Here is a 14,027-nt window from a genome sequence, read left to right on the forward strand (position 1 = left end):
ACGCATGAAGCGATTGGCCGGACTTTCGGCACTAGCCGTGATTATTTCGAGCACCAGCGGCTGCGGTTGGCTGTGGGGTCCTGATGGGTATTTTCGGGACCGTGGCAGCGACTACCTGGAGGCGCAACAAACCGCGCCGATGAAGTTGCCGGAAGGTGTTCAGACTGACAAACGCCTTGTGCCGCTGCTGCCTATTCCAAGCAACGTGGCTGATGACACCGTCAAGGGCGAGTTTGTTGTGCCACGTCCGCAGCCATTGGCCGCGATTGCCAGTGCCAGCGACTACACCCTGCAAAAAACCGGCGACAGCCGTTGGGTGATGGCGCAGCACGTACCGTCTGAAGTCTGGCCGGTGGCGATGCAATTCTTCCAGGACAACGGCTTTCGCATTGACGAGCAGCGTCCGCAAACAGGCGAGTTCACCACTGCCTGGCAGCGCGCTGACGAACTGTCGGCACCGATGGCCCGTCACGTGACGAGCAGCGGCCTGCCGCTCGACAGCGAAACTCGCCTGCGGGTTCGCATCGAGCCGGGCGTGCAGCGCAACACCAGTGAAATCTACGTGGTGAGCGCCAACCGTCCAGCCGGTAGCACGGCCAATGTCGAGTTCACCCAGAACTCGGTTAACACCGGTCTGGATGCCGGTCTGGTCGATGAAATGCTCATCAGCATGAGCCGTAGCGCCGAGAAGGGCGGTTCGGTGTCGTTGCTGGCAGCACGTGATTTCGATACCCCGGCACGTGTCAGCCTGAACGAAGACGGCAGCGGCAACCCGGTATTGAGCCTGACCGAAGACCTCGACCGTGCCTGGTCCAGTGTCGGTCGTGCGCTTGAGCAAGGCGAATGGCGCGTTGAAGACATCAACCGCACCCTGGGCCTGTACTACATCAACCTGGCCGAAAAAGCCGAGAAGAAGGACGAGAAACCTGGTTTCTTCTCCAGCCTCTTTGGCGGCAAACCGGACAAGGAAGAAGTTGAAGCCCGTGCCCAGCGTTATCAGGTTCGCCTGAGCAAGGTCGGTGACAGCGTGCAGGTGACCGTCGAAGAAAACATCAACAAAGTTGCACCGCCAGAAGTGGCCCGCAAAGTGTTGGGCGTGATTCAAGACAACCTGGGCTAACGGTATGCGTTTTGCCGTTCTCGGCAGTGGTAGCCAAGGGAATGGCACGCTGGTAAGCAGCGACAGCACCTATGTATTGGTCGATTGCGGTTTCTCGTTGCGAGAAACCGAGCGCCGCCTGGTTCGGTTAGGCGTAAGCCCGCACCAACTGAGCGCGATTCTGGTAACCCACGAACATGCCGATCATGTGCATGGCGTGGGTTTGCTGTCTCGGCGCTACAATTTGCCGGTGTATATGAGCCGTGGCACTCAGCGCGGGATGCGCAAACCACTGGAGCCAGCCGGTTTCGTGGCGGACGGAGAGACGTTGCAGATCGGCGCCTTGAGCATCAGCGTGACCCGTGTTGCGCATGATGCCCAGGAACCCACCCAATATGTGTTCAGCGATGGGCAGCGGCGTTTTGGCTTGCTGACCGACCTGGGTTCTTATTGCGCGGGTGTGCTGCACAGCTATCGCGACCTGGATGCACTGATGATCGAGGCTAACCACTGCCGCGACCTGCTGGCTCGTGGTCACTACCCCTACTTTCTCAAGCAGCGAGTCGGTGGTCAGGAAGGACATTTGAACAACCATCAGGCCGCAAACCTGGTGGCCGAGTTGGGCTGGAAAGACCTGCAACATCTGGTGCTGGCCCACCTCAGCAGCAAGAACAACCTGCCGCAGCTGGCCCGACAATGTTTCGTCGACACCCTTGGGTGCGACCCGGACTGGCTGCAACTGGCGGATCAAGATTCAGGGCTCGACTGGCGCACAATCGCCTAGCCCACCTACTTAGCATGCGGAGCCCATCATGGAAAAACGTGAAGAACTCTATCGCGGTAAAGCGAAATCGGTTTACAAAACCGACGACGAAAACCGCTTGATCCTGTTGTTTCGCAACGACACCTCAGCGTTCGATGGCAAGCGCATCGAGCAGCTCGATCGCAAAGGCATGGTGAACAACAAGTTCAACGCCTTCATCATGCAGAAACTCGAAGCAGCCGGCGTGCCGACTCAATTCGACAAACTGCTGGGCGACAACGAATGCCTGGTTAAAAAACTCGACATGATCCCGGTTGAATGCGTCGTGCGTAACTACGCCGCAGGCAGCCTGGTCAAGCGTTTGGGTGTAGAAGAGGGCATGAAGCTCAACCCTTACACCTTCGAACTGTTCCTGAAAGACGACGCCAAGGGCGACCCATTCATCAACGAATCCCACGTTGTGGCGTTCGGTTGGGGTACGGCCGAGCAACTGGTTCGCATGAAAGAACTGTCGCTCAAGGTCAACGACGTATTGAACAAACTGTTCGACGACGCGGGCTTGCTGCTGGTCGACTTCAAACTTGAGTTCGGCGTATTCCACGATGGCAGCATCGTTTTGGGCGACGAATTCAGCCCGGACGGCTGCCGTCTGTGGGACAAAGCCACCGGCAAGAAAATGGACAAAGACCGCTTCCGCCAGGGTCTGGGCGACGTTATCGAAGCCTACGAAGAAGTTGCAAACCGCCTCGGCGTCCCGCTTTAAGCTGCAAACGCGCGCAAGCAACTGATAGCACGCGATTTTTTTTGAAAAAAGGCTTTGCCTGAATCAAAAAGCGTTGTTATGATTCGCGCCGTTGGAGAGATGCCAGAGTGGCCGAATGGGACGGATTCGAAATCCGTTGTACTGGCGACAGTACCTAGGGTTCGAATCCCTATCTCTCCGCCATACAAATGAAAGCCCCGCAGATCAAGGTCTGCGGGGCTTTTTTGTTTTCCGGTTGTACTACTCATGCCATAAAGTTTTGAAGTGGTACGACTTAGTTCGTGTTTGGGTCGGGTGGTGATGAGTGTGTTTGTTCTGTGCAGGGGGTAGTCCTTGTGCGGCCCGTCATGCAGTTTTAACGGCCCCTGCTAACGGAGACTCGGGATGTAGGATGTACGCTCGTCCGTGGGCAGATAAGGTCATTTCAGCCCCCCAGTTACTTGGGAAAATGTCTATGAAGCTCGTACTGAGTAAATCATCCATAGCTGCTTTACACACCAACCGTGGCAGTTCTACTAGTCGGTAAAGCTCGCTGGCGTAAGTTGGAATATCCCTCTCCGCATTCTGGGCAATGACTGTCAAAACCTTCTGAGTAGCCTCATTAAGATGTGGTAGAGAAGGGTTCAGCCTAACTCTTAAAGATCGCACGCTTCCTGGGAGTTCTCTGATGACTTGGGTCGGTATGCGCACATTGCCGGACGAGGCTGGCCTGGCAGTTTTCATAGCCCCGTTGAGCGGGAGAGAGAACCACTTCCGGTTTCAAAGTCAGAGTTTAGGCCGCCACTTCAAGAGCCAGGCTTCTATGTTGTTCCCAAAAGTACGACAGTCGCTCAGTTAAAGGCTACGTTGTTCTCGTCGCAATACCCCGCTGTGATGAACAAGTTTGACGCACTCAACCCTGGGTTGAACAAAGTAAATGCGGGCTCGATGATCGTGTTGAGCGATCCCAACAACCTGCAATGCACCCGCGAAGAAGCGATATTGATGGCGGCCGCCGCCAAAGCTAATGAAGCGGTAAAAGCGCTTAGTCCGGAAGAGGCTGACTTTATGGTTCGGCATCGTGACGAGATCGAAACCCTTTTTGCCCAAGGTGCAACATCTATTGGGATCGGGGAGGCGATGTTTGCCAAGAACCTTGACGATGTAAAGAACCTGTTTAAAGACATTGAAGCGCTGCACGTACGGTCATTCCAAACTGATGGACATTTGCGCTCAGCAGAGTTTTTTGCAGAGCGTAAACGGCTGCTGGCACAACTCAACACGAACCTGACCGCTTTGACCCGTAAAGGCATAGGATTTCCGGACCATCCGAATTTAAAAAGTGCGCTTGGCATCTCTACTCGAAGCCTGGTTCATCGCTGGACGGCAGCGGGTGGCGCAGATCAAATACCGGGATATGCCACCCATATTGAAGGTGTGTCCAAGGCATCCAAATATCTTAAACTCGGAGGTTGGATTGGCACGGGTATTGGTGGAACTGCCTCGTACATGAAGGTTCAAGACGTTTGTACAGCGGGGAATACTGCGGCTTGCAAGCGAATTAAGTTTACTGAAACGGGTAGCTTTTTGGGAGGCGTCGCAGGTGGTGCGGCGGCAGGCGCTGTGTTAACAGGTTCAACTGTTGGATATGTTTGTTTCGTGATTGGTGTGCCCACGGGTGGTGTGGGGACATTGATTTGTGGGATCGCAGTGGTAGGTGTTGCTTCTTTTGCTTCCGGCGCAATTGGTGGCGTAATCGGAGAGGAAGCTGGCGATGTTATTTATGAGATAGTTAAGTGAACGTGAGCATTGCCGATTTAGTATTTCTTACCTTCTCTTTATTGATTTTTGGAGGGATTTTTATCTGTGTGGGTGTATCACTTCACATGGCGTATACGCAGATGGATTTGATGTTGGCGCATTTGAAAAAATCTTCTGCTATTCGGCCTCATATTCCACTTAGAAATGGTGGGCCTTGGGGGATGCTTCTATTGGTAGGGTGGATAGCCGGAATTGTTACATTTCCGGGGTTTTACTTAAAACGTGGAGAAGTCAGCATCGAAGAACTGGATGCATTTCCCGTACGTCTTAAACGAAAGCTGGCCATTATAAAATGGTCTTCGATAGTGCTTTTAGCTGCAATGGTTTTACTGTTCATTTTTAGAAAGTCAGGGTTGCTCAAATAGACTGTATGAGAATTTTCGAATAACACAGCGTTGCACTTAAATGTATAGCCCACCATCGAGTGGGTTTTTTCATGTCTGGAGTTTGCCCATGACCCCCGCCTTTCGCATCGTCGCAGACGGCGCAGACACCACCTCACGCCTACTATTGCTGCGTACCACGGCCAAGCCTGGTATGGAGTCCGATGACTTTGAGCTGCGCATCGATGACCGCGACAGCGCCGTCTCCTTGCCAAATCGCGGGGCCAGCATCGTCAACGACGTAGCCGTGCGAAACGGCTGGTTACCCATATGCCCGGTGAGCACCAAAGTCCCCCGGGCTGACCAACTGAGCGAGTCAGTCTTCAACGTCATCACCCGGCTGGCCAAGCAGTACGACTGCACCGCCAAAGTGGCCGACGGCATGCTGTTGGTCATGCCGCGCCAAGCGGGGCAGAGCGCAAGCGGCAAGCTCTTGGGCACAGTTACATTGATCCGCAGCGACGTGAGCCGTTGGCAGTGTCGTTTAGCAGATCTCAGCGCCCATAAAGCGGTTATTACCAAACATCAGGACCCAAGCATCGCTCAGTTGCAAATCATCACCCTCAACAACGAAGAAGTCCCTGAAGGCCACACCGACCGGCATATCTACCCAAACAAATCCGCCGCTGAACAAGCGACCAAAGCCCGGCTCGATGGCGAGTACCTGGTGGACTCGGTAGAACAGATTTTCACCCAAAGCGGCTGGAGCGCCACCGTTGAATGCACGGGGGAAACAAGGCAAAGCTAGCAAGCGGCTACGTGCTCGATGCCAACCAAGGGCAGGGGGAGTGATTCACTTGCCGGATATGCTGAGGGCGAGTGAGGAAAGGGTCATATTGTGAGGATAGGGCAATATCAGCATAGGTGTGTTTATAAGTTGCTTTTAGATTTGTTGTTAGATTGTTTTTCTGAAGGATATTCTTACCATTGGTTTCTCTCTGGAGTTGCTTTGATTGGCGTAATGGCGCATTTTTATTTGGCGGGAAACAAATTTTTTAAATTAAATTCATAGCTATCAAAAGGATTATTGATTGTGAATATTGAAACTAAAAACTGGAAAGCTCAGATCAACCGTATGCCCCATGATAATTTCTTTCGGGTGGATGGCGTTGTAACTGTTCCTCACTCAGCCATTTTGCTGAGTCTGGAAGTTAGCCAGATTCAGGATAAATCTTTCGACCTGAGGCTGGATCTTAAACTAACCGTTCCCCAAGACATCGGCCTGGACGTTTTAACCGATAAATCAGTAGCTTATAAGGTTTCTGGGGCGTCGAATGTCACGGGTGTGAGCATTTTTTTCGAGGGCAAGTTGCTGCATCATATTGATGAGATTTTAATTACACATTAATTGTTGCTGTCAATGGCTCTGCCTGATTTTGTTGTCTCAGGCAGCGCTTTTTTCTTTGCGGCTTTTGGATTTCGGCTATTAGGATATTTACTGTTGACGGTGCCACTGAACGTTTATTTTAAAAGGTAGCGTTAGGTTGCTTGTATGAGTTGGCTCTTCAGCATTCAGCTCTGCTTTACCATAAACCGGGTATATCGCCAGTGACCGAAGGAATCTTGATGGATTCATTCTTGAAGGCGTGCGACAGATTGCAAGTTTAGTACACCCGCTCTGCCTTGCTGCAAGAGAGATACTTGATATGCATGGCCTTGATCCGCGCACTTTAATGTTGGTGCTCTTGTACATACTGCTGCAATGCTTGATCCAGACGCGTTTGCCAGCCGCTACCACCCGCCTTGAAGTATTCCACCACCTCCGGAGAAAGCCGTAGAGTAACCCGCTCTTTGATCGGGGCTTTCTGTGGTCTGCATTCGCCTCGACGACGGACAGTTGCTTGAGCGAAGAAGGCATCTACGGCTGCCGGATCATTGGGGTTATACAACTCGTCAGTCACTTGCGCTACAGGCTCATCGGCAGCGGCTTCACGCTTGACGCGTTCCCAATCAGTCTTTCTGGAGGTTTGCACAGTGCTTTCTCACCTGTTTTCGCCTTGCCTAAGCTTCGCTCGAAAACATTTCGTACAGAGCCTAGTGATCCGAGGCAAAGCCAGTGACATGCGCAGCAGCGGCAAAACCACACGCAGTGGCAGTTGGGAAAGCGTCAGTCTGGTCAGCACCCTCAACAAGACCAAGCCCCTGGCAGGCTACTTCTGCGCACACAGATCGTCATATTTACCCGAATAAATCCGTCGCCGAGCGCGGCATCAATGCCCAGCGCTTCAAAGCCGTACTCGATGGCGAGTACTGGGTGAATCCGGTGGTCCAATGGATGCGGGGTTGTTTAAGTATCATCCGTGTACTTATCAATATTCTTTTTCAGTAAAGCGGGCATTTCAACTTCAATCGATTCAGTTTCACTTTTAATAAATGCAATAAATTCAGCGTATTTTTTCATGGCGAACATGGGGTGAACGTCAATAAAATATTTCCTGACTGTATTGCAATAAAAATCGTAGTAAAAGTCTTCTTGGCAGTCACGTGTGCCCAGGCAATAGCTGATTTGTGTGTGGATAAAAATAACTTTGGCAAATGTTCTGCCGTTTTCCAGCACACGTTTGGTCTGTGCAACAGCGTCCAGGCTGTTGTAGTCCCGAAAGTCTTGAAAGGTTTCCTCTAATAGTGCCAGTAGCTGAGGAAAATCATCATTGATGGTAATCGATCTACTGGGCTTGAAGCGGTCTTTGAACGTCCATGGCATGTTGGTTTAACCTTGTAGGTGCGTATGTTTTATAGCGCGTTTTTTGGCATGTATTCCAATAGGGAGAGTCGTTTTATCTTCGGCCGTGGGTCGTTTGCAGACGGGCATTACATTTTTTATCGGGTATTATCGAGTTGTTTTTTTTTGTAGGGGGCGTCGAAGTTCTGTTGGGACGGCATCAAGTATTTCTGATGAGGCTCTCCACAAAGAATTCAATGTCACCTGTAGGGGTGTTGCGTATAGGCCATCTATTAATTGTGAGTGCCAACCTTCTTATGTCTTGTGCGAATTCTGATTTTGGATACAGGCTAAAGAGTGCCTGGCCTTTGATGGCCGCACTGCGCGCTGATGTGCTTTCAAGTACGTAGCCTGCATAGTTTAAAAATAAATCAGTCATGTGCATGTTCATTTTTAACAGTTTTTCGAAGACGGCCCTGCCTTCGTATCTGTTTGACGTCATATTGACGAGTATTTTGAAATTTTGCAGGTTGTAGTCCAGGTGCAGTGCATTTAGAAGTGCGTTGGTACTGGCGATGGCCGTGGGTTCGCTACGGGTGACCAGTAAGATGTCTTGCGATGCTCTGATAAAGTTGAAGACTGATTTGTTAATGCCTGGCGCGGTGTCAACAATAAGAATGTCCATCTCTTCTGCAATAGCATTAAAGGCGTTGACGATGCCGAAGTGATGAGCGGGCCCAAGGTTTGTTATCGGTTTTGGTAGCGTGCTACCGAGAATAAAATTGATGCCCCGCGGTCCGCAATGAATAACTTCATGTATTGAACAACGGCCTTCAATTAGATCAGTTAGTGTGTAAGTGGGTGAGATATTTAAAAGCGTTGCAATGCTGGGAAGCTCCAGGTTGGCATCTAAGAGGGTGACTCTTTTTCCAAGCTCTGTTAACGCCATTGAAAGGTTGATTGATAATGTGCTTTTTCCTGTCCCCCCTTTGCCGCTGGCGATAACTATTACCTGAGGGGGTTTTATTGAATTCATTAATGCTGTGCCGTTTTAGTTGTTTTTGTGTTAAATAACACAGCAAGATTGAAAATGTCAGGGATGTTGCACGTTTATTTTCGTATTCTGAATTTTTCGAGTCTGTTTCTTGGCCCGAAAATCCCAGTGTCACCTTTGAGAGAGAAGGCGGTCGCTCGGAATATAGCTGTAGGCAGTGAGCAGTGATAAGACCTTACTTTCTTAAAGGCCCACACCCAACCTCGTTTTTTTTTAAAGCTAGTCATAATATTTGGGGGACTTTTCAAAAGGGATTGTCTAGTTTGGCCGGAATATATTTGCACATAGCTGGCGCAGCGGTAAGTGTCCTCTGGCGCGAACTTAGTGTTCAGTTGCGCCATGCGGATTGACGTTGATGTGAGAAGTCATTAAAGATTTTATAAGTATCCAAACTCGCTTCTTTGTGAGCCGATTTGATCCAATGCCATGGATGAGTAGTAGATGTTTAACATTAGCAAGTCATACGTGCAGTTGCTTGATAGTGCGTTGGGTTACAAAAACTTTAATGGCGGTAAGTTTAATATTTTGTTTTTAGAGTGTGATGAGTATATCGATATACTCCTGGTTTATGAGTGGCTTGCCAGCTTGACTATAAGCTCTGGCGATCCTGACCTCGGGTTAAAGGCTTATCACAATACACACCCCGCTATGCTGGGGATTTTAGGGTATGCCGTCATGTCGTGTGCAACGCTGGGTCAAGCATTGGAGCGAGTTGTTACCTACCATCCTCTGATCAGTAATGGCTCTTTTTTGAAGGTTGAGTTTCAAAAAGAACGCTTTAAGTTGATAGGGTTTGAGATCGGTTACAAAGCACCGCGAGCCTTTATTGACTCAGGTGCGGCCGTCATTCTGGGGCTCATGAGATGGCTGGTTCCTCATCAAGATATAAAACCTTTGGCCGCTGAGTTTGTATACCCAGAGCCCGCAGGATTAGGGTCCTTGAAGGAGGTTTTTGGTGAAGATATTAAGTTTTCTTCAGAGTCGAATAGTTTGTTTTTTGCAAAAGAAATTTATAACTATCCCTTGATTTCGGCTTCTTCTAAGCTCGATAGCATTCACACTGAGTTGCTTAAGGTTCAGTTGCAAAAAACAGTGAATGGTCTGATGTCTGCCAAGGTGAAAAAAACAGTCGCTGACGAGTTGTCGACAGGGTGTATTCCGACACTTCAATCCACGGCAAAACTGCTTAAGATCAGCTCAAGAACCTTGCAATATTCATTGCAAAGTGAAGGCCTGAGTTTTACAGCTGTTTTTGAGGAAACGCGTAAAGAACTGGCTCATCATTTGCTCAGAAACTCGATCTATAACTTGAAGTACATCTGCGCGACGTTAGGTTTTTGTGAGAGAAGCAGCTTTCATAAAGCCTCGCTGCGCTGGTTTGGTATGACGCCTCAAAGTTATCGTGAGCAAATAGAGTGATTGATAGTGTCATGGTCGATCCGGTTGCTATGCAGCCACTACGCGCGGCCATCGCCTTGGACCCGAAGGAGGGCTAGAGCTTCCATGAATTGGTTATAACAAAATAACAACTAGATACTTCTTGCTCAGATCAGTCTGTTCTATTTCTCTAGTTGTTGCGCCATCATCCACCCGACTGAAGTCGGGCCCGTCGTGTCAAAAATCCTTCTTGAGCAAACCGGGCACACCATGAAAACCCCCGCAGGCTGCGATCTTGTGAGCGTTAAAGATCGCAGTCTCAGGCAATTCCTACAGAGGCTGTTTCACCAGCGCCCTAATATCAGCGGTCTCCAGTACTTTTTTTAGCGCGCCATGACGAGCCACTTCTAGCATCGCCAAGCCAATCTCTTCAGTCGACAGCACGTACTGGGGCAGCAGCCTGCGCGCCAGAGACAGCAAGGGCGAAGTCAGCACATAAAACGCGTTATACATCGGCGTCTTCGAACGCGCTCCATGCAGTGGTTGGATCACCCCCGGGCGAAACATGTAGGCCGCCTTGAACGGCAACGCCAGCAGATCGTTTTCAGTACGCCGTTTAACCCGCGCCCACATGGCGGACTGGCTACCCGTGCCAGCCCCGGAGACATAGGTAAACGTCAATTGAGGATTAAGGCGTGACAGGACGCGGCCTGCTGTCAGCGCAATGTCATGGTTGATGTGTGTATACCTCGCTTCGTCCATGCCCATCGCAGACGCACCGAGGCAGAAAAAACAGGCGTCAAAGCCCGTCAGTTGTTCTTCAATGGTTGTGTAGTCGAGCAGGTCGGTATGCATCAGTGTGCGCAGTTTGGGGTGGCTGGCGTCGTTGGTTGAGCGGCCAATACTCAGAACATGGCTCACATCATCAGCGCCCAGCGCTTCGCGCAGTACGCCTTGGCCCACCATGCCGGTGGCGCCGAAGATCAAAATTCTCATGGCAATAGCTCGACAGGTTTAATGGGTTGAAGGCGAGGCGGGTTGCTGCACTTGCAAGGCCCGCCAGCGTGCTGGGGTCGTGCCTTCCCATGAACGAAACGCCCGATAAAACGAGTTGGTGTCTTCGTAGCCTAGCAGGCAGGCGATTTCGTCGATTTCGATAGAGGGCTCGCTGAGCAGGTGGCGCACCACCTCTTGCCGAGTCTCTAGCATCAGTTGCCGAAAACTGGTGCCTTCTTCGGTAATGCGCCTCTGCAACGTGCGCTCGCTCATGCCCAGCTCGCGCGCCACTTCGACGATCTCTGGACGGCCGCTAGCCAGGGTGCGTTTGAGGGCAATTTTGACCTGACGGCTGACACTGGCCGATGCCGTGGCTTGCGCCAGTGCAGCCGCCAGCGCCGGGTTGAGCATGTCCAGCAGTTCAGGGTTATGGCCCGAAAAAGGGCGGTCCAGATCGGCCACGTCCAACAGCAACGCATTGCGTTCGGCGCCATAGCGCACGGGGCAGCCGAAATACTCGGCCAGTGCGCGACTCCCATCGTCGGGGCGCGCGAGTTCGACTTTGCGCGGCGTGATGTGTGCGCGCGAACCTCGTCGCCCCAATTCAACGAACGTGGCAAATGCCGCATCAATCAGCAGGTTGGGTGGCAGTTGCGGGGTGTGCAGCCAGTCAATCGAGATCGTGCAGGTGTGGTCGTCTTCGCTGACCAGCAAGCGTTCGGGCGTGCACAGTTGTTTGAAGCGAGCAAGACGGTGCAGGCCATCACGATAATCACGGGCGATAAAGGCGGAAAAACTGGAAGGCGGGAGCGTGGCGACATCGAGTTGAGTCACCAGCAAAATAGCCGCCGCCGGATCCGGGTTAAGCACACGTACGGCCTCCCACAGGCGGAAGAACTCTTCGGTGCTCACCTGGCGCCGATCACGCAGTTCGCGAATGCACAGGGTCACGGGCAGACGCGCCTGACGCAAGACCACCGAGGGCTCAAGCCCAATCTGTTTCAGGCCTTGCCACAGGGCATCGGGCACGTTGAAACGCGAGGTAATGGGGCGGTTTGCGTCAGACATGCAGGCTCCTTATGGGCAGTCAGTACGTTGAATCAGTTGGACGCTGACACGCTGAGGTCGTGCCACTTTTTATCCGACTCGGCCAAATCGCTCGCCGCCTTGGCAGCGTACTGCGCTGCGTCGCTGCCGATCAGCAAGCGCAGAGGGGCGTCATCACTCAGGGCCAGTTCCAGCACAATCTCGGCGACACGATCAGGGCGGGTCGGCAAGATGCCGGGCGAGTTGAGCAACTCAAGCAGCGCGCCGACCGTTTGCTGGTAAGGCTCACTGATAGGCGCGATGGTCATCGAAGGCCCCGACCAGTCGGTCTGCATGCCGCCCGGTTCGAGCACGGTCACCTTGATCCCAAAGGGCGCGACTTCTTGTGCCAGCACGGTTGAAAAACCGCCTACCGCCCACTTAGCACTCTGGTATGCCCCTAATCCTGGCATGCCAATGCGTCCACCCAGTGACGAGACCTGGAAAATATGACCGCTGCCTTGAGCGCGAAGCACTGGCACCACGGCTTTGCTCACGTACACCACACCATAGAAGTTGGTGTCGATTTGCGCCTTGAAATCTTCCAGAGTCACATCTTCGATCGAGGCCAGATCACCATAGCCCGCGTTATTGACCACCACATCGAGGCGACCGAAATGCTTCACCGCAGCATCAACTGCCTGCACGACTTGGTCGTCGAGAGTCACGTCCAGCGCCAGTGGATAAATCGCATCGCCAAACTCGGCCACCAGATCATCCAGTTGCTGTGGTTTGCGAGCGGTGGCAACCACACGGTCTCCGGCGCGCAGGGCGGCCAGGGTAATAGAGCGGCCGAGGCCACGGGAACTGCCAGTGATAAACCAGATCTTGGACATTCGAACACCTATTCGTCTGAAACCGCTGAAGCACCTGCTTCAGCGCCCTGAGATGAATAATGGTCGACGGGTCTTTGAGACACACTAGCAATAAGGCGCCAAGTGGCTTGCAAAAGGCGCCATTGTTGCAGTGGCTCAGGTGATCGCAGGGAACTCTTCAAGCGTGTCTGGCCAAGGGCTCAGGACCTCAAAACCGTCGTCGGTCACGGCGACCATGTGTTCCCACTGGGCTGACAGCGACAGGTCTTTGGTGACCACGGTCCACTGATCGGCGAGGGTTTTTACGTGGCGCTTGCCCGCGTTGAGCATCGGCTCGATGGTGAAAATCATGCCGGTTTTCAGCTTCATGCCCTGGCCCGGAAAACCGTAGTGCAGCACTTGCGGTTCGTCGTGATAGACCTTGCCGATGCCGTGTCCGCAATACTCGCGCACCACGCTGAAACCTTCTTTCTCCGCCACTGTTTGTATGGCATGACCAATATCGCCCAGCGTCGCGCCGGGGCGCACCTTGCGGATGCCGGCGCACATGGCCTCATAGGTGGTTTTGACCAAGTGCCGGGCTTGTGGGCTGGGTTCACCCACGTAGTACATGCGACTGGTGTCGCCGTACCAGCCATCCTTGATCACGGCGATGTCGATGTTCACGATGTCGCCATCGTGCAGCACTCGGCCCGACGGAATGCCATGGCAGACCACTTCATTGACCGAGGTGCACACGGTCTTCGGAAAACCGTGATAACCGACGTTGCCGGGAATGGCTTTTTGCACGTTGACGATGTAGTCGTGGCAGATCTGATCGAGCTGATCGGTAGTGACCCCGGCCTTGACGTGCGGCGTGATCATGGCCAGCACTTCGGCCGCCAGTTTGCCCGCTACTTTGGACTGGGCAATCTGCGCCGGGGTGTTGATAACGACATGGGCTCTCATTGGTTGGCCTGCGCAGTCGTGCCTTCAAGCTGACACAGCCGGGTCAAGTCAAAGTCCCCGGCCAGTTCGGCGCGTACCAACAAACGGCAGATGTCGTTATGGTTCAGGTTCGGGTGCAACTCGGTCAGCATTCCGATGCGCATCCAGTGTTCGGCTTGAGCGTTGATTGAGCGGCTCAGGGCGTTGCTGGCGACGCGCAGGTTTTCGTGCATATGTTCCGAGATTTTTACGATGCCCATGCAATCGTCCACTGTGTGATATGTATGAAATGTAAGCGAAAC

At 52.4% G+C, this 14,027-nt stretch carries 16 protein-coding genes and 1 tRNA gene; 9 read left to right on the plus strand and 8 right to left on the minus strand.

The window, feature by feature from the left end; genetic code table 11:
• Positions 1-4: 4 nt before the first annotated feature.
• The 8 genes from bamC (at position 5) to RHM56_RS05120 (ending at position 6,156) form a co-directional block, all read left to right on the plus strand.
• The gene (gene bamC, locus RHM56_RS05085; protein ID WP_322239201.1) at positions 5-1,120 is read left to right on the plus strand and encodes an outer membrane protein assembly factor BamC; all 1,116 of its coding nucleotides are present in this window, start codon (positions 5-7) and stop codon (positions 1,118-1,120) included.
• A gap of 4 nt (positions 1,121-1,124) precedes the next feature.
• Positions 1,125-1,883, plus strand: a complete 759-nt coding sequence (locus tag RHM56_RS05090; protein WP_322239203.1) for an MBL fold metallo-hydrolase — start codon at positions 1,125-1,127, stop codon at positions 1,881-1,883.
• Positions 1,884-1,911: 28 nt separating this feature from the next.
• A complete protein-coding gene (gene purC / locus RHM56_RS05095; protein ID WP_322239205.1) occupies positions 1,912-2,625 on the plus strand; it encodes a phosphoribosylaminoimidazolesuccinocarboxamide synthase in 714 nt (237 codons plus the stop codon).
• Positions 2,626-2,718: 93 nt separating this feature from the next.
• Positions 2,719-2,808 (plus strand) — tRNA-Ser (locus tag RHM56_RS05100).
• A 690-nt stretch (positions 2,809-3,498) separates the two neighbouring features.
• Positions 3,499-4,404, plus strand: a complete 906-nt coding sequence (locus RHM56_RS05105) for a hypothetical protein (protein WP_322239207.1) — start codon at positions 3,499-3,501, stop codon at positions 4,402-4,404.
• The gene (locus tag RHM56_RS05110; RefSeq protein WP_322239209.1) at positions 4,401-4,790 is read left to right on the plus strand and encodes a hypothetical protein; all 390 of its coding nucleotides are present in this window, start codon (positions 4,401-4,403) and stop codon (positions 4,788-4,790) included. The genes RHM56_RS05105 and RHM56_RS05110 overlap by 4 nt, the downstream gene beginning before the upstream one ends.
• A gap of 88 nt (positions 4,791-4,878) precedes the next feature.
• The gene (locus RHM56_RS05115) at positions 4,879-5,556 is read left to right on the plus strand and encodes a hypothetical protein (RefSeq protein WP_322239211.1); all 678 of its coding nucleotides are present in this window, start codon (positions 4,879-4,881) and stop codon (positions 5,554-5,556) included.
• Between the two features lie 285 nt (positions 5,557-5,841).
• Positions 5,842-6,156 carry a hypothetical protein gene (locus RHM56_RS05120; RefSeq protein ID WP_322239213.1) on the plus strand — a complete coding sequence of 105 codons (315 nt, stop codon included), beginning with the start codon at positions 5,842-5,844 and terminating at the stop codon, positions 6,154-6,156.
• A gap of 322 nt (positions 6,157-6,478) precedes the next feature.
• Here the strand turns inward: RHM56_RS05120 and RHM56_RS05125 are convergent, their stop codons facing one another.
• From RHM56_RS05125 to RHM56_RS05135, 3 genes are all read right to left on the minus strand, one after another.
• Positions 6,479-6,781 carry a BrnA antitoxin family protein gene (locus RHM56_RS05125; RefSeq protein WP_322239215.1) on the minus strand — a complete coding sequence of 101 codons (303 nt, stop codon included), beginning with the start codon at positions 6,779-6,781 and terminating at the stop codon, positions 6,479-6,481.
• Positions 6,782-7,095: 314 nt separating this feature from the next.
• Positions 7,096-7,512, minus strand: a complete 417-nt coding sequence (locus RHM56_RS05130; protein ID WP_322239217.1) for a hypothetical protein — start codon at positions 7,510-7,512, stop codon at positions 7,096-7,098.
• Positions 7,513-7,690: 178 nt separating this feature from the next.
• Positions 7,691-8,506 (minus strand): P-loop NTPase, encoded by an 816-nt coding sequence (locus RHM56_RS05135; RefSeq protein WP_322239219.1) that lies wholly within the window; start codon positions 8,504-8,506, stop codon positions 7,691-7,693.
• 459 nt (positions 8,507-8,965) lie between these two features.
• Between RHM56_RS05135 and RHM56_RS05140 the strand changes: the two genes are divergently transcribed.
• On the plus strand, positions 8,966-9,943 hold the full coding sequence (locus RHM56_RS05140; protein WP_322239221.1) for an AraC family transcriptional regulator: 978 nt from the start codon (positions 8,966-8,968) through the stop codon (positions 9,941-9,943).
• Positions 9,944-10,231: 288 nt separating this feature from the next.
• On the opposite strand, the gene RHM56_RS05145 is transcribed toward RHM56_RS05140, so the two are convergent.
• From RHM56_RS05145 to RHM56_RS05165, 5 genes are all read right to left on the minus strand, one after another.
• Positions 10,232-10,897, minus strand: coding sequence for an NAD-dependent epimerase/dehydratase family protein (locus RHM56_RS05145; RefSeq protein ID WP_322239223.1), 666 nt, complete (start codon positions 10,895-10,897; stop codon positions 10,232-10,234).
• A gap of 18 nt (positions 10,898-10,915) precedes the next feature.
• Entirely contained in the window at positions 10,916-11,965 is a 1,050-nt protein-coding gene (locus RHM56_RS05150; protein WP_322239225.1) for an AraC family transcriptional regulator, read from the minus strand.
• Between the two features lie 32 nt (positions 11,966-11,997).
• Positions 11,998-12,819: an SDR family NAD(P)-dependent oxidoreductase gene (locus RHM56_RS05155; protein ID WP_322239228.1), complete on the minus strand. Its 822-nt coding sequence runs from the start codon at positions 12,817-12,819 to the stop codon at positions 11,998-12,000.
• Positions 12,820-12,954: 135 nt separating this feature from the next.
• Positions 12,955-13,746, minus strand: coding sequence for a type I methionyl aminopeptidase (gene map / locus RHM56_RS05160; protein ID WP_322239230.1), 792 nt, complete (start codon positions 13,744-13,746; stop codon positions 12,955-12,957).
• Positions 13,743-13,985, minus strand: coding sequence for a ParD-like family protein (locus tag RHM56_RS05165; protein ID WP_322239232.1), 243 nt, complete (start codon positions 13,983-13,985; stop codon positions 13,743-13,745). The genes map and RHM56_RS05165 overlap by 4 nt, the downstream gene beginning before the upstream one ends.
• Positions 13,986-14,027 lie beyond the last annotated feature (42 nt).

It is taken from the genome of Pseudomonas sp. CCC3.1 (genome assembly GCF_034347405.1).
In the GTDB taxonomy this organism is placed as follows: Bacteria; Pseudomonadota; Gammaproteobacteria; order Pseudomonadales; family Pseudomonadaceae; genus Aquipseudomonas.

Coding starts and splice junctions, on each gene's coding strand:
- RHM56_RS05165 (WP_322239232.1), bottom strand. CDS start 13,985: ATGGGCATCGTAAAAATCTCGGAACATATGCACGAAAACCTGCGCGTC.
- bamC (WP_322239201.1), top strand. CDS start 5: ATGAAGCGATTGGCCGGACTTTCGGCACTAGCCGTGATTATTTCGAGC.
- RHM56_RS05105 (WP_322239207.1), top strand. CDS start 3,499: ATGAACAAGTTTGACGCACTCAACCCTGGGTTGAACAAAGTAAATGCG.
- RHM56_RS05140 (WP_322239221.1), top strand. CDS start 8,966: ATGTTTAACATTAGCAAGTCATACGTGCAGTTGCTTGATAGTGCGTTG.
- map (WP_322239230.1), bottom strand. CDS start 13,746: ATGAGAGCCCATGTCGTTATCAACACCCCGGCGCAGATTGCCCAGTCC.
- RHM56_RS05155 (WP_322239228.1), bottom strand. CDS start 12,819: ATGTCCAAGATCTGGTTTATCACTGGCAGTTCCCGTGGCCTCGGCCGC.
- RHM56_RS05090 (WP_322239203.1), top strand. CDS start 1,125: ATGCGTTTTGCCGTTCTCGGCAGTGGTAGCCAAGGGAATGGCACGCTG.
- RHM56_RS05150 (WP_322239225.1), bottom strand. CDS start 11,965: ATGTCTGACGCAAACCGCCCCATTACCTCGCGTTTCAACGTGCCCGAT.
- RHM56_RS05145 (WP_322239223.1), bottom strand. CDS start 10,897: ATGAGAATTTTGATCTTCGGCGCCACCGGCATGGTGGGCCAAGGCGTA.
- RHM56_RS05115 (WP_322239211.1), top strand. CDS start 4,879: ATGACCCCCGCCTTTCGCATCGTCGCAGACGGCGCAGACACCACCTCA.
- RHM56_RS05135 (WP_322239219.1), bottom strand. CDS start 8,506: ATGAATTCAATAAAACCCCCTCAGGTAATAGTTATCGCCAGCGGCAAA.
- RHM56_RS05130 (WP_322239217.1), bottom strand. CDS start 7,512: ATGCCATGGACGTTCAAAGACCGCTTCAAGCCCAGTAGATCGATTACC.
- purC (WP_322239205.1), top strand. CDS start 1,912: ATGGAAAAACGTGAAGAACTCTATCGCGGTAAAGCGAAATCGGTTTAC.